The organism is Aliidiomarina celeris (assembly GCF_003316875.1).
Taxonomy (GTDB): Bacteria; Pseudomonadota; Gammaproteobacteria; order Enterobacterales; family Alteromonadaceae; genus Aliidiomarina; species Aliidiomarina celeris.
Genome location: NZ_QMIL01000002.1, coordinates 343937 through 364237, shown reverse-complemented (window position 1 = coordinate 364237; position 20301 = coordinate 343937). Strand labels below are relative to the sequence as shown.

The window sequence follows — 20301 nt, the reverse complement described above, 5'->3', positions numbered from 1 at the left end:
ATAGCGATGAAAATAGCGGTTAACGTACAAGGAAAGGGCACACCTTGGGTTTTCTTACATGGCTGGGGAATGCATAAAAGCATTTGGCGGCCAGTAACTGACGCCCTCCATGAGCAAACAAGCACACCTGTGCAAACTCTAACGCTCGATCTGCCCGGCTTTGGCCGCAGCGGCTGGCAAACCAACCTCGCGCAATTCGACGCTATGGTAGACGCGGTGGAAAGATGTTTAACCGCACAAGTAAGCACGCCTCTGTATTTGGTCGGGTGGTCGATGGGCGGGCTTATTGCACAAGCGCTTGCGTTGCGCGGAAACCTCTCAGTAAACGGATTGGTGTTAGTGGCCAGTACGCCTAAGTTTACCGAAGCGGAGCAATGGCCGGGGATTCAAGCTCGTGTACTTGCCATGTTTCAAAAGCAATTGAAACTCGATTTTTCCGCAACCATTGCACGCTTTCTGGCAGTACAAGCCATGGGGAGCCCGCAAACGCGTGAAGACATTCGCACCATACAACAACTGCTTGCCGACGCACCGCCCCCGCATCCGGAAGCACTGGCAGCCGGTTTAGCATGGCTTGAGCAGGTCGACCTTAGGCGAGAGTTTAACGCTATTACCTGCCCAAGCATGCGCATTTACGGCAAACGCGACAGCTTGGTGCCCGTGAAACAGTGCGAGCGTATTGATAAACAAAACGATAGTGCGCTTATTTATGAGCAGAGTGCGCACACGCCTTTTCTAAACGAGCTACCGCGCTTTGTTGCCGACCTACTGGCCTTTGGGTACCGAACGCAAACTCATTAACGCTGACAAGCGGCGCAAAACACGGTACTGCGCTGCCCCAACCGTATTTCTTTGAGTGGCCGCTGACAGCGCACACAGGGCTTGCCCGCTTGCCCATAGACACTCAATTCAATCGCAAAATAACCTGGCTGCCCGTCGGCTCTACTGAAGTCCTTTAAGGTGGTGCCGCCTTGGGCAATTGCACGCTGCAACACGTCGCGTATGGATTGCGTGAGCTCCCGGTAACGCGCTTTGCTTATTTTGCCTGCTGCGCGGCGCGGGTCTATACCACTCATAAACAGAGACTCGTTCGCATAGATATTGCCTACGCCAACCACCACATGGTTGTCCATAATAAAGGTTTTAACCGGCGCAGCTTTACCGCGAGATTTCTCGAACAAGTAGTCGGCATAAAAGGCGTCTGACAAAGGTTCGGGGCCCAGTTTACTCAATATCGAAAGTTGTTCATTGGGCGCTTGCCACAGCACAGCGCCAAACCGGCGCGGGTCGTTCAGCCGTAAGCTTTGCCCTTCGGCGGTAATCAGCTCGAAGTGGTCATGCTTTTGTAACGGCGTACCCACCGGCAGCACTCGCAATTTCCCCGACATGCCCAAATGCAGCACCAAGGTTCCGGCGTTGCTACACAGCAATAGATATTTAGCGCGCCGCTGTACAGCGCTGATCGTATGGTTTTCTATGGCGGTAACGGTCGCGGGAATCGGCCAGCGCAATTGCGGATGATGAATATGGACGCGGGCTACCCGCTGATTCAATAAAAAAGGCTCAATACCTAAGCGGCTCACCTCAACTTCAGGTAATTCTGGCACGAACAACAACTCCTCTACTGCGGTTTGAGTTGGCTTGGACTTGCGTCAACCACACGAAATACTTGGTCGGCGCCCGGAAGCGCTAACAACGCCTCGTTCTGATAGAAAAATACGCCCACCATAACGGGCGCGGGTTCGTTCGCAAAGGTCAGCTCTACCCAATATTCTTCGCCCTGCAACATGGTGTTCGTGGGTGCAATGGTAATACGCTGCCATGTGTCGAGCCAAGCGGTGAAGGCTTGTTCTGCTATAGGGTTGCCCCGCTGCTGCTGCCACTGATTACCCACTCGGGTAAATCGATAGTTCGGATCGGCAATGTCCACCACCACAGTGTTTAGAAAAGGTTGTGCGCTTTCACTGCCACTTATATTGCGGTTTTCATGCCCCAAAAAATAGAACGCGAACATAAGCAACAGCACAATGTAAATAAGCACATTGTTCCAACCCCGTTTGGAAAGGGTGAAACCCAATAGGGTTCTTTGATCACTCTCATTCTTACTGAATCTCGACATATAAGCTTGATTTCAAATAGAATTAATAACTACCTTCAGCGTAAAAAGGTGCTTATAGTAGCTCCCCTAGCAACCAAGAGTGGCGCCCCTAGCAACCAAGAGTAGCGCTACCTGCTCATGCTAGAGTACCGAGCATAGCGCAAGTGGCGAACGGAGTGAATGCATTGCAAACGGCTATTTTAGAACACCAGCATGAAATTGCCGACGCGCTCGTTGAGCGCGGCTACATTGTTTTGCCAAACTTTCTCCCGCAAGCGAGCGCTGAACTTCTTTATAACTACGCCAGTAGTTTACCCCAGGGTGAATGGCATTTGGCTGGGGTAGGTCGCGAGCAGCAACATACGGTAAACACCCATGTACGCAGTGACGAAATTCACTGGCTTAACCCTGCACATCCACTCGAAGCTTTGTGGTTAGAGCATATGGAATTACTTCGCGTTAGCCTCAATCAGTCTTTATTTATGGGGCTGTTCGACTACGAAAGTCACCTTGCCCGTTACCAACCCGGCAGCCGGTACCAAAAGCACCTCGACGCCTTTAAAGGCCGAAGTAATCGAGTACTTTCCACTGTGTGTTACTTAAACCCGGAGTGGCACGACAGCGACGGTGGTGAGTTAGTTATTTATGGCAAACGCGGCCAAGTGTTGGAAAAAATAGTACCTCGCCAAGGCACGCTTGTGGTTTTTCTTAGCGACGCTTTTGTTCACGAGGTATTGGTGTCGAATCGGTTGCGGCTCAGTTTAACCGGTTGGTTTAGGCACAACACCAGCAGTGGCCAACGCATTGACCCAGCGCAGTAGACCGAACTTACTTCGGCGGACCGTTACGCCAACGCTGATAAAGCGCTGTAGCCCAACTTGCGTAATAAGTAGCAATACTAAGCACTAATAGCATTAACGCGCCTAACGACACATGCGGACCAAACCGCAGGCCAAGTGCGTCGAGCAGAAGCAGTGCCACATTTAACGCCATGGAGGCGGAGAGAAACAGCAGCAAACGCGGTGAACGCACCCCAACGCCTGTTGCCACACCCGACGCAAGCAAAACCAACAGAATATGGTAACCATGCTGATAAACCGTTTGGGTTACTAACAGCTGCCACAAAAATGGTGGCAAATAAGAAAGCATAACCAACACATAAAAAGCGCGGAGCTTTTGTGCAGGTGTTTGCAGGTTTAGTTTCATGCGGTACTTCATGGGGCGTTTTTAAGGAAAGAAAATAAAAAACCCGGCGGAAGCCGGGTTTTTATTATTTGATTTTCGCTTCTTTAAACATCACGTGCTTGCGAACTACTGGATCAAACTTTTTGATCTCGAACTTCTCAGGCATGTTACGTTTGTTTTTATCTGTGGTGTAGAAAAACCCTGTACCAGCAGAAGAAACGAGACGAATTTTATCACGCATCTTAATATTCCTTTCGTTCTAGCCGGTATTAAACCCGGACACCTTTAGCACGCAAATCTGCAAGAACTGAATCAATACCGTTCTTGTCGATGATACGCATACCTTTTGTTGAAATACGCAGTTTCACCCAACGCTTCTCGCTTTCTACCCAGAAACGGTGAGACTGAAGGTTTGGCAGGAACCGACGGCGGGTCGCATTGTTCGCGTGTGAGCGGTTATTACCAACCACTGGCCGCTTTCCTGTTACTTGACATACTCGAGACATTATCTATTACTCCGAAATTGCTTGCAGCTCGCCTGATAGCCCTGATGGCTTTGCCCTAAATTCGAGGGCGCAATTTATACAAAAATATCGCTGCAAAAGCAAGCAATTTCTCAAAAATAGGAGAAATTATGCATGCAGCAGTTGATGCTCAATCACGTTCCATTGTGTGTCGAATTGAGCTGTTGGCTTAATTTTAAAGCCCGACCGAACGAATTGTAACAGTTTACCCTCGGTGTATGCCATCACCACATTGGTTAAAATGCCCTCATCGGTGGAAAATTCTTTTCCTTCCCGTAATCTGCGCTCTCTGAGCACTTGCTTCATTTGGCTCTCAAGCTTGTCGAACAGCCCTACTACCCGCACTCGCAAGCGCTCGTGTTCGCCCATTAACGCGTCGCCTGTGAGCACGCGGCTCATGCCGGGGCTCTGCTCAGCAAAGCGCAAAATAAGTAACACCATTTCGCGTACACGGCTTAAGGTGTCTTTTTGTTGTTCCAGCATACGGTTCATGCTGCCAAGCAGAATGTCTTCAATAAGGTTGATCAGGTCGTCGAACATTTTCGCCTTCGACGGAAAATGCCGATATAACGCTGCTTCCGAAACACCAACTTCAGCGGCTAACTTTGCAGTGGTAATGGGCTGCCCAAGGTGAGTTGCCAACATATGCGCCAACGTACCTAAAATCTCTTCCTTACGGTTTTGCTTACGTGCTGTGGTCATAACTTTAATGCTCTCTTAGTGGCGCCCTGAGTGGCCAAAACCACCCTCTCCCCGATCACTTTCACTAAATTCACTCACAATATTAAAGTCGGCTTGTACTACCGGAATAATAACTAATTGTGCAATGCGCTCGCCTGGCTCAATAGAGAACGTTGTAGACCCTCTATTCCATACCGACACCATCAATTCGCCCTGATAATCAGAGTCGATCAACCCGACTAAGTTACCCAGCACTATGCCGTGCTTATGGCCTAACCCCGAGCGCGGTAAAATGGTTGCAGCTAAGTTCGGATCGGCAATATGAATCGCCATTCCGGTGCCAATCAATTCCGTTTCGCCAGGCTGTAAAGTTACCGCATGGCTTAGGCATGCGCGTAAATCGAGCCCCGCAGACCCCGGCGTAGCATAAGCGGGTAATGGAAAGTCTTTACCTACACGAGGATCAAGAATTTTAACGTCGATTCGTTTAGACATGATTTTTCTGTTCACTTATCAGTTGAATTAAGTCGTGGGCTAACTCGCTCTTGCCACGATTGCTAAAAGCTTTGCTGCAGACCTGCTCACTACTACTCTTACCGCTGGGCTCGCGCCAAAACACCTCAACGGCATTCGTGTCGCTATTAAAGCCTTGCTCAGGCACGCTTACGTCGTTCGCCACTATCATCTGAATGTGCTTGCGCTCTAGTTTCGACACTGCGTACTGCTGCACATTCTGCGTTTCCGCCGCAAACCCTACCGTGTAAGGCGCTGATTCTAAACCCGCCACCCAAGCTAAAATGTCCGGATTTTTTACCAAAGTAAGCGTGAGTTCATCTTGATCAGGCTGCTTCTTCATTTTCTGCCCACTGACCTGCTGTAAGCGAAAATCAGCAACCGCCGCACACCCAATGAAAATTGTCGCGCTATCAATCACTTCAGCAACTGCATGCTGCATATCTTCTGCACTTTCCACATTTATTCGCGTAACGCCTTGTGGCGTTGCTAAATGCACAGGGCCAGCAACTAAGGTAACTTGTGCGCCAGCCGCCGCCGCGGCTTCCGCCAACGCAAAGCCCATTTTACCGCTGCTGTGGTTGCTTAAAAACCGCACCGGATCAATCGCTTCTCGCGTGGGCCCTGCGGTAATCACCACGTGCTCATTCGCCAGTACAAGGCTGTTCGACAATTGAATGGCGTGGCCAAAATAATTCTCTATTTCAGCAACAATTTGCTCAGGCTCTAGCATACGGCCAGCCCCCACCTCGCCACAAGCCTGCGACCCTTCTGCGGGCCCCCAAACTAATTTACCGTCGGTTATTAACGTGTTTACATTCCGTTGTACTGCCGGTGCAGCCCACATCAGCCTATTCATGGCTGGCACTACCGCAATGGGGGCGTCGGTAGCAAGGCACAAGGTCGTGAATAGGTCATCGGCAAAACCATGAGCAAGCCGCGCAATAGCACTGGCCGTAGCCGGTGCCACTACTACCAAGTCAGCCCAGCGGGCCAGTTCGATATGCCCCATTGCAGCCTCAGCCGCGGGATCGAGTAAATCGTGGTGCACCGCATGGCCCGACACAGCTTGTAAGGTAAGGGGCGTAATAAAAGACTTCGCGCCTTCAGTCATAACCACGCGCACATTCACGCCACGATCGCGCAAACGGCGAACCAGCTCAGGCGTTTTATAAGCAGCAATGCCGCCCGTTAAAATCAGCAATAGATTACGGTTTAAAAGTGCTGTCATACTTGCTCTCAGCGAAGTGAGTCCTTACGTTAGATTAACACGGACACGCTTGACTTGGCGATACCTTGCACACACTGCAATTCACCAAGCGGCTTAATCAAGGAGACGATATGCACATTCGTGAATGGCCCAACACCGAAAAACCCCGCGAAAAGCTCGCTCAATATGGCAGCCAAGGGCTCAGCGACGCAGAGCTATTAGCAATACTGTTTGGTACCGGAACCGCCGGTAAGGACGTAATGACTTGGGCAAGGCAGGTATTACACGAAGCGAATGGTTTGGGCGCATTGCTCGCCATGCCAGCGGCTGAGCAGTTAAAAATTCATGGGCTGGGTAATGCGCGCTGCATGCAACTGCAAGTTATTATGGAGTTGTCGAGGCGTTATCTTGCAAGCACACTTGAAAAGGGTGAAAGCTTTACCCGTCCGCAAATGGTTAAAGATTACCTTGCAGCACAATTGCGCCACCAACCGCGTGAAGTATTCGCCATACTTTTACTCGACAGCCAACACCGGCTTTTACACTACAAGGAACTTTTCTACGGCACCATTAATGCCGCTCCGGTTTATCCACGCGAAATTGTGAAATTGGTGCTCGAAAAAAACGCGGCGGCCATTATTCTCGCACACAATCACCCGAGCGGAGTGGCAGAGCCAAGCCAAGCCGACCAACGTGTAACCCAGCGCATAAAAACTGCGCTGGAAACCATAGACGTGAATGTACTCGACCATTTTGTAATTGGTGCGGGTGAAACGGTTTCGTTTGCCGAACGAGGCCTACTGTAATTACAGGCTTTCGCTGGTGCGTGCTCTGCCTAAAAGGTTATGAGCCGCCTCCAGTGGAGCTTTACCTTCGTACAGCACATAATAAAGCTGCTCTACAATAGGCATTTCTACACTATAGCGCTTCGACAACTCGAACACTTCGCGGGTATTTCGGTAACCCTCTACAGCTTGCCCAATGCTGTCCATTGCTTGCTCAACCGTTTTGCCTTCGCCAATGGCTAAACCAAAGCGGCGATTACGCGACTGATTATCGGTACAGGTTAAAATAAGGTCGCCAAGCCCAGCCATACCCGTAAAGGTTTCGGGTTTACCGCCTAACTCTAAACCCAGCCGAGTGAGTTCAGCGAGCCCTCGGGTAATAAGAGCAGTGCGCGTATTGGCACCAAACCCTAGCCCGTCTGCCATGCCGGCACCTATGGCAATAATATTCTTTACTGCGCCGCCAAGCTGCATACCCACTAAGTCGTCGTTCGAATACACCCGAAACGACTTGTCACAGTGCAAGGTTTCCGACAACTCCGCGACAAACTCGGGCTGCGTAGCGGCTACCGCAATTGCTGTGGGCATACCTTGCGCCATTTCGCGTGCAAAAGTAGGACCCGACAGCACCGCAAGAGGCCGATCGGCGCCCAAAATTTCCATCGCCACGTCGGACAATAAACGCCCGGTGTCTGGCTCGAGACCTTTAGTGGCCCAGGCAACACGCGCATTGGGTTGCAAAAAGGGTTTAATTTGCTTTAACACAGCAGAAAAGCCGTAACTTGGCACAACCACAAGCACGATGTGAGCGCTTGTCACCGCGTGCGCTAAGTCTGAAGTTGGCTCAAGCGCCTCAGGGAACGGAATACCATTCAAGTAGCGCTCGTTACTCCGCGAGGCTGCCATAGCCGTCATTGCTTGTGCGTCGCGCCCCCACAAATAAGTAGGAACACCTTTACGCGCAATACAGATAGCAAGGGCGGAGCCATACGACCCCGCCCCCAGAACAGTTACCCGACGTTGCTGCGGATTTTCGCTCATTACGCGTCTAACTTTTGACCTTGCGCAGCTTGTTGCTGCTGAATGTGTTGTGCGAACACCGCGTCGAAATTTACCGGCGCTAAATTCAACTGCGGGAAGGTGCCGCGGTTCACAAGGCTTGCAATTGCTTCACGCGCATACGGGAACAAAATGTTCGGGCAGAATGCAGCCAATAAACCTGGTAACTGCTCTTCTGGTACTTGTGAGCCAATTGCGAAAATACCTGCTTGTGCAATTTCACACAAAAATGCCGTTTCTTCACCAATAGTATTTTTTACGGTCAATGTAAGCACAACCTCATGCAAGTTCTCTTCAAGCTTGCTGTTGCTCACATTCATGTCCACGCTTACATTTGGACTCCACTCTTTACGGAAAATAGCTGGAGAGTTAGGCGCTTCAAAAGAAATGTCTTTTACGTAAATGCGCTGAATAGCGAATTGTGGTTCTGCTTGTTGTTGAGCGTTCGCTCCTGCGTTTTGCTGTTCGTCAGCCATGGTCACTACCTTTTATTAAAATGAATGTATAAGTTTGCTTAGCGCATTACTTTTTTTTCTTCGCTTTTGCTGCGCCGCTGGTGGGTGCGCCTTTGCTCAAAGGCATATTCGCACTTTTCCAAGCTTGCAGCCCACCTTGCAATACAGAGACTTTATTAAAGCCTGCTTTCGCGAGCAGCGCCGCTGCCGTTCGAGCTGTATTTCCATAGTTGCATACGGTAACAATGGGGGCATCTTTGAATTTATCAAGCGCTTTTATATCGCCTTCTCGAATTTTTTGTAAAGTAAGCCAGCGCGAACCATAAATATGGCCTTGGGCGTACTCTTCCTCGCTCCGAATATCAAGAAAAACGCCACCCCGGTTGGTCGCAATTGTGGCATTTTGCGGATTCAGCAACGTAACGTTTGAAAAACGGTTCTTCACAATATCTGTGACAAGCATAAAGAATACAACGAGCCACAAGGTACTGAGAATGTAGTGCTCGGTTACAAATTGAATAAACTGGTCCATGACCTCTCCTAACTTCTGACTGGGTCACCTCTTGAACAAGAACGCACTTGCAACAAGTGTATTCCCTTGGGACTGATTTCCCGCGTCTACATTTCGACTTTAAACAATGAAGATAAACAACGCGCAAGAGTATACCGACTATCGGCCTCACGATCAGCAAAAAATACCAGCAAGAGGTGCTTCAAAGTGGCAAATGCAGTAAACTACGGGCAAATTATCACCAGCAATAGATACGCATTAAGGAGTTGTTATGGCAGTTGAAGTCGGCCGAAAAAAACCGCTAGTGTTACTTATCCTCGACGGCTGGGGAAGCCGAGAAGACGCCCCCGACAACGCCATATCACACGCTCACACGCCCGTTCTCGACGCACTTTATCAGTCTGCACCACACACCCTAGTAGACGGCTCCGGCATGGCGGTGGGTTTACCCGATGGGCAAATGGGCAACTCAGAAGTTGGCCATGTTAATTTAGGGGCTGGCCGCATTGTTTACCAAGACTTCACTCGCATCAGCAAGGCGATACAAGACGGTGACTTTTTTGCCAACCCAGTGCTGACCGAAAGTTTAGCCAAGTGCGTTGATGCACACGGCACGGTGCATATTATGGGGCTACTCTCGCCAGGTGGCGTACACAGCCACGAAGACCATTTATTAGCCATGGCAAAACTTGCACATCAGCGCGGCGCGCAGTCTATTCAAATTCACGCCTTCCTAGACGGGCGTGATACGCCACCTCGTTCGGCGGCGGAAAGTATTAAAAAATTCGAAGCCGCATTTGCCGAAATTCCAGGTGCGCGCTTCGCCAGTTTATGCGGTCGCTATTTTGCAATGGACCGCGACAACAGGTGGGACCGTGTTGAAAAAGCATGGCGTTTATTAGTGGCCGGTGAAAGTGACTGTGTGGCCGCTACTGCAGAACAAGGATTAGCAAACGCCTACGACCGTAACGAAAGCGACGAGTTTGTGAAACCCACATGGATTGAAGGCGCACAACCCATTGCCGACCAAGACACGGTGTTTTTTATGAACTTTCGAGCAGACCGCGCGCGCGAGCTCACTCGCGCATTTGTTGAGCCCAACTTCTCTCACTTTGAGCGCCACGCGCCCAAGTTAAGTGCTTTCGTAATGCTTACCGAGTACGCCGCCGACATTCAAGCGCCTATCGCCTTCCCACCGGAGCCATTAGAGAACGTTTTCGGTGAATGGCTAGAAAAACATAACAAAACCCAACTTCGAATTAGCGAAACCGAAAAATACGCCCATGTAACCTTTTTCTTTAGTGGCGGTCGGGAAAACACCTTTAAAGGGGAAAAACGCGTTCTCATTCCGTCACCTCAGGTTGCAACCTACGACTTACAACCCGAGATGAGTTCCGTAGAGCTTACCGACGCCTTGGTAGACGCCATTAGTTCCGGTGAGTACGACGCGATTATTTGTAATTATCCGAATGGCGACATGGTGGGCCATACGGGTAATTTTGACGCCGCCGTGAAAGCCTGCGAGGCGGTCGACACTGCTGTAGGGCGAGTGGTTGAGGCAATACGCACCTATGGTGGCGAATGCCTCATTACCGCCGACCATGGCAACGCCGAACAAATGGCAGACCATCAAACCGGCCAGAGCCACACCGCACACACCAGTAATTTAGTACCTTTTATTTATGTGGGTCGTGATGCTACCCCAGTTTCAGGCGGCCGCTTGTCAGACATTGCCCCCACCATGTTACATCTCATGGGCATGGCGCAGCCTCCTGAAATGACAGGTAAAACATTAATGCAATTAAAAGGTTAGCAAGGCGTGTCAGCGATCCGGCGCGTTTTCTGTTTTGCTGTATTCTGCTTAGTAATAGGTCTAAGCAGTTTGCCTATGCCTAGCTTTGGCATACAAACAGACAGCGGCGCCGAACGCCAGCGTACCGAACAGCAGCTAAAAGACTTACAGAGCGAAATAGAACAACGCCGACGCCAAATGGAACGGCGGCAGCAACAGCTCACGCGAAGTGAACGAGCATTGCGAGACCTAGAGCAACAAATCAACCAAACTAGCCGGAGCTTGCGGCGCATTGAAAGCAACATCGCAGAGGTTCAACAACGCATTCGTGCGCTCGAAACCGAGCAAGAAAACCTTACCGCAAGCCTACACGCACAAGCAGAACTCCTGTCGGACCAAATAGAAGCCGCATATCGCGCGGGTAACTATAGCTTCCTTCAGCTTTTGCTTAACCAAGACCACCCGGGCCGTTTTGAGCGTTTACTGGAATATTACCGCCACCTTAATGAAGCGCGTGTTGCGCAACTGCAAGCACTTCGCGAAACCGAACAGCAACTGGCCCTCGTAGGTGCTAACCTAACCAACGAACAACAAGCGCTTGCACAGCGGCGTAGCCAGCAACAACAAGAACAACAAACTTTAGAACAACAGCAGCAACAACAGGAGCAACGCGTTTTAGCATTACAGCAAGCGCAAGGCTCTGAAGCCGAGGCGCTGCAAAATCTTCTCCAGAACGAGCAACAACTCACAGAGTTACTCGCCGCTCTTTCCAATGTGCTCGACAGCGTTAATATTGAGTTAGCAGGTCTTGGCGCGCTTCGCGGTAGATTAGAGTGGCCACTGCAAGGCCCTGTAGTGCACCGTTACGGGAGCAGCCGCAGTAGCCAAGTAGATTGGCGCGGCATAGTAATTCAGGCTCAAGAAGAAGCACCGATACAGGCCATTGCAGACGGTCGTGTGCTATTTGCAGACTGGTTGCGTGGCTATGGGTTAGTGATTGTACTCGACCACGGAGAAGGCTTTATGAGCCTGTACGGCTATAACCAAGCGATTATGTACGAAGTGGGCGATCCCGTACAAAAAGGGCAAGTTATTTCGCTTGCTGGAAAAAGCGGAGGGCAACGAGAGCCGTCTTTATATTTTGAGATTCGACAGAACGGAGACCCAGTAAACCCACTTACCTACCTTAAGCGTTAAACTCACCCCCTTCGTTTCTTGTGTTAGTGCATCATTCTTTCTGTAATTTCGCCTGAGCTGAAAAACCTAAATTTTTATATTTTTAGGAATGCTAATAGTAAATACGGTTCCTCGGCCTACGCTGCTTTTTAACTTAATGTCACCCTGTAGTATTTGCGTAACAAAGTTATACACAATATGCAGGCCTAAACCTGAACCGCCACTGCCACGCTTAGTGGTAAAAAATGGGTCGAAGACTTTTTCTGCAACCTCGTTTTCCATGCCTATTCCGTTGTCGCTAAATGTAATGATCAAACGTTCGTTGTTTTCCACAACCCTTATAGTCATAGAACCTTGGGGAGCTTCAAATGCATGAGTAACTGCATTCACAATTAAATTGCTGAGTACCTGAAAGAGTGCGCCAGGGTAGGTATTTGCAACAATATCTTCATTGCATTCAATCAACAGCTTATGCTGGGCACGAGCATAAACGGGGTGTAACGAGTGGCTCACTTCCAGCAAAAATTCCGCCACAGCAAACTGGCGTTGTTGCTGGCTCGACTGGTCAACCGCTACTTGCTTGAAACTGGTAATCAGTGTTCTTGCGCGTTCTAAACTGCGCAAAATTAATTCCGACGACGACCGTACATGGCTTCCGTACTGATGGAACTCCGTTCGTGTTAATTCACCCTGCTCCATTCTTTTGAGTACTTTTTGAGTGAACTCGTCGAGTGTTGAAGCGGCCGTTACCGCTATACCAACTGGCGTATTAATTTCGTGTGAAACACCGGCTACGAGGGCGCCTAACGATGCCATTTTTTCGCGTTCAATTAAATCTTTTTGAGCATTGTTGAGCGCGTTTGTGCGTTCTGCTATAACCTCGGCAAGATGTTTTGCATTGCGTTCTAAATACCGCGTACGCAACACCATTACACCGTAGAACAGTAGCATGAGTACAGCCGCAACGAGCATTGCAAACCAAGGTGTTTGCCAGAAAGCCGGGAGCACTTGAATAGGAATTTCGATTTTATGGGGGCTCCATTCACCGTAACGGTTAGACCCTTCAATATAGAGCGTGTAGTGGCCCGGCCACAAGTTTCCATAAGAGGCAATACGCCTACTGGCGTCGGTTTCTGTCCAATTACGGTCGAAGCCTTGCAGTTTAAATCGGTACCTGTTGCGGCTCGGCTCTGAATAATCGAGCGCGGCAAATTCAATGGCGAAGGAGCGCTCATTATTAGCGATAACCAGCTGGTTGTGAATGCGTTGCAGCGACTGGTTTTTACCATTCGTACGAAAGCCAGTAACAACAACTGGGGGGCTATAGTGCCACCGCTGAAAATTTTCAGGCGTTATGGCTAACAGCCCGCGGCTGCCGCCGAACAATAATCGGCTGTCCTGCGTTTTGGTATAGGCACGATACCAAGAAGTACCAATGTCTACGCCATCCGCTCTGTGTAAGGGCCACATTTTATTGGCTGCTGGATCGAACACAAACTCGGGCGTCCAAACACGCTGTTGCTGGTCTTCGAGTAAGTTCGCCCCAAAAGCAACCCCTTCGAAGCCATGCTCGGCACTAATGCTACGACCATTAAATTGTAAGGTTTTGGTATTAGGCTGCCACTGCCAAAGGCCCTCTGGGGTGTCTATATAGAGCCCATACGATGCCGACCATAACAGCCCCAGCACACTCGTTTCGGCTAACGGCACTCCGTCGGCGCGCACACCGCTCACGGGCTCTAATGTTGGTTGTGAAGACGCTGCTTTTTCAGGTGAAATATAGTACAACCCCGACGTGCCTGCCCCCAGCCAAATACCGCCCTGCGGGTCTTCCACCATTGCATTCACGGAGTCGGTAAATGGATTCTCGTTCGCTAAACCTATAGGAACTACGCGTTGTTCAGCGGGTCGCCATACACCAACCCCTCGGCCTGTGGCTACCCATAACCCACCCTTAGCTGTTGTCATCAGCTTGCGTACACTGGCATTCCAAAATGGAACGGGTTGGTGCTCTAAACTATGCGGATCAACGCGGTACAAGCTCGACGGGTTCGCCCCCACCCACACCCAACCTTGTTGGTCTTGCGCCAAAGCACTTATCCAACCTTCTGGAATATCGAGCTGAATAGGCGTTATATTTCCGCTCTCTCGCTGCCAGCGATCAATACCTTTACCACGGGTACCAATCCAAATGTCGCCGGAGTCAAGCTCTAACACACTGCTCACGTTGGGGTCTGACAAAGCATGCTCTGCCATTAAGCTAAATCGTAAGGTTGCGATGGCGCCCGACCCTGACTGCAGCCGTTGTACACCTCCGCCATACCCGGCCACCCAAAATTGCCCGGCGCTGTCTTTTAATAACGCCCGAATGTCATTATTGGCGAGGCTAAAGGGGTTCGACGGATCATGAGTGAGCGTATCCATACGCTCAAGGCTCGTAGCGTTAAGCCGCGCCACGGCGCCATGGTAAGCAACCCAAAGCTCACCATTAAACGGCTCGCCAAACGCATAAATAGTGTCGCGGGTTGGTATATGAGTTAAAGGGCTTACCTCTTGTGTTTCTGGCTCCACGCTAAACGCTCCAGCACCTTCAGTTCCCACAAAAAGTTGGTGTGTGAGCGGTGTTTCCTTCGCAACATAAAGGGTACGTACCGAAACATTGGGCAATACCTGCTGGATTTGGCTTGATTGCACAGCATACAAACCCGTGTTGGTGCCTACCCACAAAGTATGCTCAGTGTGGTTCGCCAGCGCCCGCACATTGTTTAGCTCGCCATGGGGCAATGCTTCAACTTGAAACGCATTCGAAGCATTCAAAACTACTTTAAACACACCTTCAGACGTTCCGAGCCACACGCCATTATTTCCCGCGCCCGCCAAAGACGTAACCCGCCCGAGAAAGAGGTTTTCTGGTGTTTGCGACAACCTTATAAAGTGATCCTGTTCGGGCACATACACCGACAAACCGCCCGGCTCACTGCCGACCCAAACGCGCCCTGCTGGGTCGGCGTAAAGTGCACGGATAAAATTCCCCGCTACCGTCTGCGAATCGTCTGCTGTAGATCTGAATAATTGAAAGCGGTAGCCGTCGTAGCGAAGCAACCCTGAGGGTGTTCCCAACCAAATAAAGCCCGCAGCGTCCTCAACCATAGTGGTAATAACATTGTCGGGAATGGCGTCTATGCTGCCTACTCGCTCAAACTCGACAGTTTGTTGAAAGGCCTGCGCGGAGGGCGCAAAAAGCAAAGTGCAAAAGTAGCAGAGCAAGGCAAGCAAAGGTCTACGCACAAAAATCACTCATTACCGAAACATTACCTGAGCATAAGTCTCGGCGGCTAACACGTCAATCGTTCAACGGGTATCCTGCTCAAGCTGCACAAGTAAAATCAGGGCTTCGTCGCGGCTCTGTCCGCACACATAGTCTTGTGCAGTAAAGTCGGCGCATACTTTAGGGCGCTCTGGAGAATGAAAAATGCCACAGCGATAATTGGGCGTGAGATGAATACAAGGGGTATTTGCGGGCTTACCATTGGGCATGCCCGGTATAGGGCTAGATATAGAAGGGGCGATACAGCAAGCACCGCACCCTTCTCTACATTGCATAGTGATTACATTGCATAGTGACTACATTGCATAATTACTGCATTGCTACGCGCAATTTCTTCATTGCGTTTGCTTCAAGTTGGCGAATACGCTCTGCAGAAACGTCGTAGTAGGCGGCAAGATCTTGCAAGGTTGTTTTATCATTTTCTAACCAGCGCGCGCGAACAATGTGTTGGCTACGTTCGTCTAAGCTCGACAATGCATAACTCAAACGCTGATTAGCATGATTTTCCCAGTCTTCCGCTTCCACAGTTTCTGCCACATCGGAACTGTGGTCTTCTAAATACTGAGCGGGTGAGAAGCTGCCGCCGTCGCGCGCGTCATCGTCGTCGGAGCTAAGCTCAAACGCTTGATCATGTGCGCTCATGCGTGATTCCATTTCCAGCACTTCCGCTTTGGTTACCCCTAGCTCACGCGCTACTGCGTCTACTTCTGCGCCGGTAAACCAGCCGAGGCGTTTTTTGGCTTTACGCAGGTTAAAGAACAATTTGCGCTGTGCTTTGGTGGTTGCCACCTTCACAATGCGCCAATTCTTCAACACAAATTCATGAATTTCGGCTTTAATCCAGTGCACGGCAAACGACACTAAGCGAACCCCTACCGTTGGGTCGAACCGCTTCACGGCTTTCATTAAGCCTACGTTGCCTTCTTGAATTAAATCAGCTTGCGGTAAACCATAGCCGCTGTAGCCACGGGCTACGTGCACCACAAACCGTAGGTGAGACATAATCAATTGCTTTGCTGCGCTTAAATCGCCGGTTTCTTGTAAACGCTCAGCGAGCGACTTCTCTTCTTCAGCTGTTAACATCGGAATACTGTTCACCGATGTAATATATGCTTCTAAACTTCCCGTTTGTGGGACCGTTAAAGCTAAGCTGTTCATTTGTGCAGTCATCGACAAACCTCACTTCAAGCGAATGTATGACCTAACTTATCGAATTTACTTCACTGTGTGTTTGCTTTACATCAGCCAAACCCCACAGCCTTATTATACGTTCAACACTTAGAGCCATAAAGAGGGAATAAGTTCCCGAACAAAGCATTTTAGCAGAGCTAACCTTGCCTGCAACTATGCATTTGTTAATGAATGTTCCTGAGGTTACCGTGGTTCTATTGCAGCAACATGACGGCGAACCGCAATCCAAGAGCCGAGTAAGCCTAAGCCTACCGCAATACCCCACAATACCATGAGTTCCTGTAAGTTGAGCCCCGACAAGCGAAATTGACTGTCGTACAATACCGTTACACCGGCAACCGCGCGGGCAATCCACCACACTAACAATGCGGTAGCAACCCAAGCCACAATGCCGCCTATCAAGCCGTACCAAAAGCCAGTGTACAAAAAAGGCCGTTGAATATAGCCGTCGGTAGCACCAACGAGTTTCATTACGACAATTTCGTCGCGGCGGTTCAGGATCATTAGCCTTATGGTATTGCCAACAATAAGAATAACCGCGCTACAGAGCAGCAGAGCCAAGGCGCCGAGCGCATCTTCAACCAAGCGAATAAGCGCTTGTAAGCGCTCTAGCCATTGCAAATCCAGGCTGGCACTCGTAACTTCTCGCGCCTGACTAAGCTCTGCCAATAAACCTTGGGCGCGCTCAACAGAGCGAAACTCTGCGGTTGGGAATACAATCACTACGTCGGGTAGCGGATTTTCTTGCAGGTAGTCTAGTGCGCTGCCAAAGCCTGAAAGTTCTCTAAATTCGCGTAGCCCTTGGTCTTTTGCAACCACCTCTACGCGCTCTACATCTGTACGCAGCTGCATACGCTGCGCAAAGGTTTCAACGTCACTCGCGGTTAGGTCTTTGCGCAAAAACAACGATATTTCGGCAGCGTCATTTAGCCCACTGGTCACCGCTTGGCTATTTTTTACCACCACATAAAGCGTGCTAGGTAAGGTTAAACTGAGCCCCAAAACAAAAATAGTCATCATCGACGCCACGGGGTTGCGGGTTAATTCGCCTAAACTCCCTAACGCTTGTTGTAGGTTGTGTACCCAAAACATAGTGAAGCGACGAAACCATGAAATATTCACTTTGCCGCTACTCATAAAACCGAGCCTTCTTCATGTTGCGGTTCATGGGCGAGGCCATCGTTTATCATTTGCCCTTGTTTTAAGGTAAGTGTTCGATACTTCATCCGCGCAATTAAGCCCAGATCATGGGTGGCGATAAGAACAGCCACGCCCACGTCGTTAAAGCTTTCAAACAGTCGCATAATTTCCATCGACAGCTTGGGATCTAAATTTCCGGTAGGTTCGTCGGCGAGCAACAACGGCGGTTTGTTTACAATGGCGCGTGCTATACCCACCCGCTGTTGTTCACCGCCCGAGAGCATCATTGGGTAGTGCCGCTCTTTACCTGCAAGGCCAACTTTATCGAGCGCCGCCTGCACTCGCTTGCGCGCTTCACCTTGCGTGTACCCTTCTATATAAAGCGGCAGGGCTACGTTGTCGAAAATGGTTTTTTCCAATAACAAGCGGTGGTCTTGAAAAATCATTCCAATGTCGCGGCGCAGAAAGGGGACTTGCTTACGCCCTACCTTGCGCAAGTCGTGGCCATTAATAACGACCCGGCCAATGGTAGCGCGCTCCATAAGCGCAATAAGGCGTAATAACGTGCTTTTCCCGGCACCGCTGTGGCCTGTTAAAAATGCCAACTCTCCGTTATTGAGCTCAAAACTCACCTGTTTTAGCGCTTGAAAGCCGCCCGGGTAGGTTTTACTCACTTGCTCAAAACGAATCATGTTTTAATCCTTTTGCTGAAGCCCACTGACGTCGTCGAAAAGCGCACCGACAAATTCCTGCGCCTGGAATGGCCGCAAGTCTTCAAGCTGCTCGCCAACCCCTATGTAACGAATTGGAATACCGAACTGGTGCGCAAGGGCAAAAATAACACCACCCTTCGCAGTGCCGTCGAGCTTGGTCATCACTAATCCTGAAAGCTGCACTGCCTCGTTAAATATTTTCGCTTGGCTTATGGCATTCTGCCCTGTGCCGGCGTCGAGGGTCAACATCACTTCATGCGGCATATTTTCGTCGAGCTTTTTCATTACCCGAACAATCTTTTTCAACTCTTCCATAAGGTTGGCTTTGTTCTGCAATCGACCCGCCGTATCTGCAATAAGCACATCAACGCCACGCGATTTCGCCGCCGCAACTGCGTCGTAAATTACCGACGCACTATCGGCTCCTGTATGCTGCGCAATAACGGGGATGTTGTTACGTTCCCCCCAAACCTGTAATTGCTCTACGGCGGCAGCGCGGAATGTGTCTCCCGCGGCTAACATGACCGACTTGCCTTCCGCTTTAAATTGACGCGCTAACTTACCAATGGTAGTGGTTTTGCCCACCCCATTCACACCGACCATTAGAATAACAAAGGGCCCACTGTGGTTTTCCGGGATCGACAAAGGCACGCTCACCGGCGCCAATAATTGAGTCATTTCTTGCTTTAAACGTTCATAAAGTGCCTCGGCGTCTTGAAGGTCTTTGCGCGAGGCATGTTCGGTTAATTCGGTAATAATACGCGACGTAGTTTCCACCCCTACATCGGCCATTAACAGCTGCGTTTCAAGATCTTCGAAAAGCTCGTCATCAATCTTTTTGCCGCGAAATAAAGAGCTAAGCCCAGTACCCAAGTTACCCGACGTTTTTTTGAGTCCTTCGCGTAAACGCTGCAGCCACGACTTTCGTTCCGGCCGTTTGGCTGTATTCGCCGCTGACTCGGCTTTCGCTGTGGCACAATCGTCTACCGCCGACGGCAGCGATGGCTCTGGCGTATTCTGTTGCGTGCTTTCTTCTTGGGCGCTCTCTTCTGGGCTACTTACTTCTGGGCTGCTTTCGTCTTGGGCGCGCTCTTCAACAGGCGTTTGCTCCGTGGTGGTCGAATTGTTGCGTTTATTACGCTTAAAAATACTTGAAAACAATGAGCCACTCTCCACGTTTTAAGGTTTAGAAATAAAAACAGGTTAAATAGTACCACTTACCGACCAGCACGGAAACGCAGCCCGTTACTTTTTCCTTAGCGGGCTCTGTGCTTCTCCTGTCCTCACAAAGTGCGTTAAACTAAGTCTCTTGGTTGTTTGATCTAGAGGACAAGGTGCCATGCGGCAAAGCCGAACTAAAAAGAAGATGCAAAGCCAAGCGGGGCACATTCGCGTTATAGGTGGCCAATGGCGTGGGCGAAAGTTACCGGTGCTTGACCTAGAGGGTTTACGCCCCACCACCGATAGGCTTAAAGAAACCGTGTTCAATTGGTTGCAGTTTGAGCTGCCTAACGCCAATGTGCTCGACGTATTTGCGGGTACAGGAAGTTTAGGTATTGAAGCACTTTCACGCGGTGCGGCACGCGCCCAATTTCTTGAGCAGGCACCCGCCGCCGCAGCGCAACTGCGCGACAACCTCACACGGCTTGCGGCAGACACGGCGCACGTCGAGGTGACTGACGCCCTTGTTTGGTTACAAAAACCGGCTACTGCCGTTCACCCATACAACGTGGTTTTTCTTGACCCACCCTTTGCAAAAGCACTGCTTCAACCGAGTATCGACCACTTACCGCCTTGGTTAGCGCCAAATGCTTGGATTTACATCGAAACGGAGCGCAACGCCAACTACCAAGTACCCAACAACTGGCATTTACACCGAGAAAAACAAACAAACCAAGTGAGTGCGCGGCTTTTTCAGGTGTTGGCCTAACCTTGCTACT

The 20301-nt window shown here is 50.2% G+C and carries 23 protein-coding genes; 6 read left to right on the top strand and 17 right to left on the bottom strand.

Going from position 1 to position 20301, the window contains the following annotated elements; translation table 11 throughout:
* Window positions 1–6 precede the first annotated feature (6 nt).
* On the top strand, window positions 7–801 hold the full coding sequence (bioH, locus tag DQW12_RS05945) for a pimeloyl-ACP methyl ester esterase BioH (RefSeq protein WP_113906926.1): 795 nt from the start codon (window positions 7–9) through the stop codon (window positions 799–801).
* Here the strand turns inward: bioH and mutM are convergent.
* Window positions 798–1607, bottom strand: coding sequence for a bifunctional DNA-formamidopyrimidine glycosylase/DNA-(apurinic or apyrimidinic site) lyase (gene mutM, locus DQW12_RS05940; RefSeq protein WP_113906925.1), 810 nt, complete (start codon window positions 1605–1607; stop codon window positions 798–800). The genes bioH and mutM overlap by 4 nt on opposite strands.
* Before the next feature lie 14 nt (window positions 1608–1621).
* A complete protein-coding gene (locus tag DQW12_RS05935) occupies window positions 1622–2041 on the bottom strand; it encodes a hypothetical protein (RefSeq protein WP_157957860.1) in 420 nt (139 codons plus the stop codon).
* 233 nt (window positions 2042–2274) lie between these two features.
* Between DQW12_RS05935 and DQW12_RS05930 the strand changes: the two genes are divergently transcribed.
* Window positions 2275–2919 carry a 2OG-Fe(II) oxygenase gene (locus tag DQW12_RS05930; protein ID WP_232819899.1) on the top strand — a complete coding sequence of 215 codons (645 nt, stop codon included), beginning with the start codon at window positions 2275–2277 and terminating at the stop codon, window positions 2917–2919.
* A gap of 7 nt (window positions 2920–2926) precedes the next feature.
* On the opposite strand, the gene DQW12_RS05925 is transcribed toward DQW12_RS05930, so the two are convergent.
* From DQW12_RS05925 to coaBC, 6 genes are all read right to left on the bottom strand, one after another.
* Complete coding sequence (locus tag DQW12_RS05925) at window positions 2927–3304, bottom strand: hypothetical protein (protein WP_113906923.1); 378 nt, start codon at window positions 3302–3304, stop codon at window positions 2927–2929.
* Window positions 3305–3368: 64 nt separating this feature from the next.
* Complete coding sequence (gene rpmG, locus DQW12_RS05920) at window positions 3369–3524, bottom strand: 50S ribosomal protein L33 (RefSeq protein WP_007420939.1); 156 nt, start codon at window positions 3522–3524, stop codon at window positions 3369–3371.
* A 28-nt stretch (window positions 3525–3552) separates the two neighbouring features.
* Window positions 3553–3789, bottom strand: a complete 237-nt coding sequence (gene rpmB, locus DQW12_RS05915; protein ID WP_072154225.1) for a 50S ribosomal protein L28 — start codon at window positions 3787–3789, stop codon at window positions 3553–3555.
* A 126-nt stretch (window positions 3790–3915) separates the two neighbouring features.
* The gene (slmA, locus tag DQW12_RS05910; protein ID WP_113906922.1) at window positions 3916–4509 is read right to left on the bottom strand and encodes a nucleoid occlusion factor SlmA; all 594 of its coding nucleotides are present in this window, start codon (window positions 4507–4509) and stop codon (window positions 3916–3918) included.
* Between the two features lie 15 nt (window positions 4510–4524).
* Window positions 4525–4983, bottom strand: coding sequence for a dUTP diphosphatase (gene dut, locus DQW12_RS05905; protein ID WP_113906921.1), 459 nt, complete (start codon window positions 4981–4983; stop codon window positions 4525–4527).
* Window positions 4976–6232: a bifunctional phosphopantothenoylcysteine decarboxylase/phosphopantothenate--cysteine ligase CoaBC gene (coaBC, locus tag DQW12_RS05900; RefSeq protein WP_113906920.1), complete on the bottom strand. Its 1257-nt coding sequence runs from the start codon at window positions 6230–6232 to the stop codon at window positions 4976–4978. The genes dut and coaBC overlap by 8 nt, the downstream gene beginning before the upstream one ends.
* A 110-nt stretch (window positions 6233–6342) precedes the next feature.
* Here coaBC and radC point away from each other — a divergent pair, with 110 nt between their 5' ends.
* The gene (gene radC / locus DQW12_RS05895) at window positions 6343–7017 is read left to right on the top strand and encodes a RadC family protein (RefSeq protein ID WP_113906919.1); all 675 of its coding nucleotides are present in this window, start codon (window positions 6343–6345) and stop codon (window positions 7015–7017) included.
* Here the strand turns inward: radC and gpsA are convergent, their stop codons facing one another.
* The 3 genes from gpsA to DQW12_RS05880 are packed head-to-tail and all read right to left on the bottom strand — an operon-like array spanning window position 7018 to window position 9042.
* Window positions 7018–8037, bottom strand: coding sequence for an NAD(P)H-dependent glycerol-3-phosphate dehydrogenase (gene gpsA / locus DQW12_RS05890; protein WP_113906918.1), 1020 nt, complete (start codon window positions 8035–8037; stop codon window positions 7018–7020).
* Window positions 8037–8531, bottom strand: coding sequence for a protein-export chaperone SecB (gene secB / locus DQW12_RS05885; RefSeq protein WP_113906917.1), 495 nt, complete (start codon window positions 8529–8531; stop codon window positions 8037–8039). Before secB ends, gpsA begins: the two co-directional genes overlap by 1 nt.
* Window positions 8532–8577: 46 nt before the next feature.
* Complete coding sequence (locus DQW12_RS05880; protein ID WP_113906916.1) at window positions 8578–9042, bottom strand: rhodanese-like domain-containing protein; 465 nt, start codon at window positions 9040–9042, stop codon at window positions 8578–8580.
* 250 nt (window positions 9043–9292) lie between these two features.
* Between DQW12_RS05880 and gpmI the strand changes: the two genes are divergently transcribed.
* A complete protein-coding gene (gene gpmI, locus DQW12_RS05875; protein WP_113906915.1) occupies window positions 9293–10834 on the top strand; it encodes a 2,3-bisphosphoglycerate-independent phosphoglycerate mutase in 1542 nt (513 codons plus the stop codon).
* 75 nt (window positions 10835–10909) lie between these two features.
* The gene (locus DQW12_RS05870) at window positions 10910–12010 is read left to right on the top strand and encodes a murein hydrolase activator EnvC family protein (protein ID WP_113906914.1); all 1101 of its coding nucleotides are present in this window, start codon (window positions 10910–10912) and stop codon (window positions 12008–12010) included.
* Window positions 12011–12076: 66 nt separating this feature from the next.
* Here the strand turns inward: DQW12_RS05870 and DQW12_RS05865 are convergent, their stop codons facing one another.
* The 6 genes from DQW12_RS05865 to ftsY form a co-directional block, all read right to left on the bottom strand.
* Entirely contained in the window at window positions 12077–15277 is a 3201-nt protein-coding gene (locus tag DQW12_RS05865; RefSeq protein WP_198683913.1) for a ligand-binding sensor domain-containing protein, read from the bottom strand.
* 63 nt (window positions 15278–15340) lie between these two features.
* Entirely contained in the window at window positions 15341–15592 is a 252-nt protein-coding gene (locus DQW12_RS05860) for a YkgJ family cysteine cluster protein (RefSeq protein ID WP_113906912.1), read from the bottom strand.
* A gap of 34 nt (window positions 15593–15626) precedes the next feature.
* Window positions 15627–16487 carry an RNA polymerase sigma factor RpoH gene (gene rpoH / locus DQW12_RS05855; RefSeq protein WP_113906911.1) on the bottom strand — a complete coding sequence of 287 codons (861 nt, stop codon included), beginning with the start codon at window positions 16485–16487 and terminating at the stop codon, window positions 15627–15629.
* Between the two features lie 204 nt (window positions 16488–16691).
* Window positions 16692–17645, bottom strand: a complete 954-nt coding sequence (gene ftsX, locus DQW12_RS05850; protein WP_113906910.1) for a permease-like cell division protein FtsX — start codon at window positions 17643–17645, stop codon at window positions 16692–16694.
* On the bottom strand, window positions 17642–18340 hold the full coding sequence (gene ftsE, locus DQW12_RS05845) for a cell division ATP-binding protein FtsE (RefSeq protein ID WP_113906909.1): 699 nt from the start codon (window positions 18338–18340) through the stop codon (window positions 17642–17644). Before ftsE ends, ftsX begins: the two co-directional genes overlap by 4 nt.
* A 3-nt stretch (window positions 18341–18343) precedes the next feature.
* A complete protein-coding gene (gene ftsY, locus DQW12_RS05840; RefSeq protein ID WP_232819898.1) occupies window positions 18344–19522 on the bottom strand; it encodes a signal recognition particle-docking protein FtsY in 1179 nt (392 codons plus the stop codon).
* Window positions 19523–19700: 178 nt separating this feature from the next.
* On the opposite strand from ftsY, the gene rsmD reads away from it, so the two are divergent.
* Window positions 19701–20291 (top strand): 16S rRNA (guanine(966)-N(2))-methyltransferase RsmD, encoded by a 591-nt coding sequence (gene rsmD, locus DQW12_RS05835; RefSeq protein ID WP_198683912.1) that lies wholly within the window; start codon window positions 19701–19703, stop codon window positions 20289–20291.
* Window positions 20292–20301: the final 10 nt, after the last annotated feature.

Bases quoted from the DNA above. Each gene is read 5' to 3' on its own strand.
- bioH (WP_113906926.1), top strand. From the start codon at position 7: ATGAAAATAGCGGTTAACGTACAAGGAAAGGGCACACCTTGGGTTTTC.
- DQW12_RS05925 (WP_113906923.1), bottom strand. From the start codon at position 3,304: ATGAAACTAAACCTGCAAACACCTGCACAAAAGCTCCGCGCTTTTTAT.
- rpmG (WP_007420939.1), bottom strand. From the start codon at position 3,524: ATGCGTGATAAAATTCGTCTCGTTTCTTCTGCTGGTACAGGGTTTTTC.
- rpmB (WP_072154225.1), bottom strand. From the start codon at position 3,789: ATGTCTCGAGTATGTCAAGTAACAGGAAAGCGGCCAGTGGTTGGTAAT.
- slmA (WP_113906922.1), bottom strand. From the start codon at position 4,509: ATGACCACAGCACGTAAGCAAAACCGTAAGGAAGAGATTTTAGGTACG.
- dut (WP_113906921.1), bottom strand. From the start codon at position 4,983: ATGTCTAAACGAATCGACGTTAAAATTCTTGATCCTCGTGTAGGTAAA.
- coaBC (WP_113906920.1), bottom strand. From the start codon at position 6,232: ATGACAGCACTTTTAAACCGTAATCTATTGCTGATTTTAACGGGCGGC.
- radC (WP_113906919.1), top strand. From the start codon at position 6,343: ATGCACATTCGTGAATGGCCCAACACCGAAAAACCCCGCGAAAAGCTC.
- gpsA (WP_113906918.1), bottom strand. From the start codon at position 8,037: ATGAGCGAAAATCCGCAGCAACGTCGGGTAACTGTTCTGGGGGCGGGG.
- secB (WP_113906917.1), bottom strand. From the start codon at position 8,531: ATGGCTGACGAACAGCAAAACGCAGGAGCGAACGCTCAACAACAAGCA.
- DQW12_RS05880 (WP_113906916.1), bottom strand. From the start codon at position 9,042: ATGGACCAGTTTATTCAATTTGTAACCGAGCACTACATTCTCAGTACC.
- gpmI (WP_113906915.1), top strand. From the start codon at position 9,293: ATGGCAGTTGAAGTCGGCCGAAAAAAACCGCTAGTGTTACTTATCCTC.
- DQW12_RS05870 (WP_113906914.1), top strand. From the start codon at position 10,910: ATGCCTAGCTTTGGCATACAAACAGACAGCGGCGCCGAACGCCAGCGT.
- DQW12_RS05860 (WP_113906912.1), bottom strand. From the start codon at position 15,592: ATGCAATGTAGAGAAGGGTGCGGTGCTTGCTGTATCGCCCCTTCTATA.
- rpoH (WP_113906911.1), bottom strand. From the start codon at position 16,487: ATGACTGCACAAATGAACAGCTTAGCTTTAACGGTCCCACAAACGGGA.
- ftsX (WP_113906910.1), bottom strand. From the start codon at position 17,645: ATGAGTAGCGGCAAAGTGAATATTTCATGGTTTCGTCGCTTCACTATG.
- ftsE (WP_113906909.1), bottom strand. From the start codon at position 18,340: ATGATTCGTTTTGAGCAAGTGAGTAAAACCTACCCGGGCGGCTTTCAA.
- rsmD (WP_198683912.1), top strand. From the start codon at position 19,701: ATGCGGCAAAGCCGAACTAAAAAGAAGATGCAAAGCCAAGCGGGGCAC.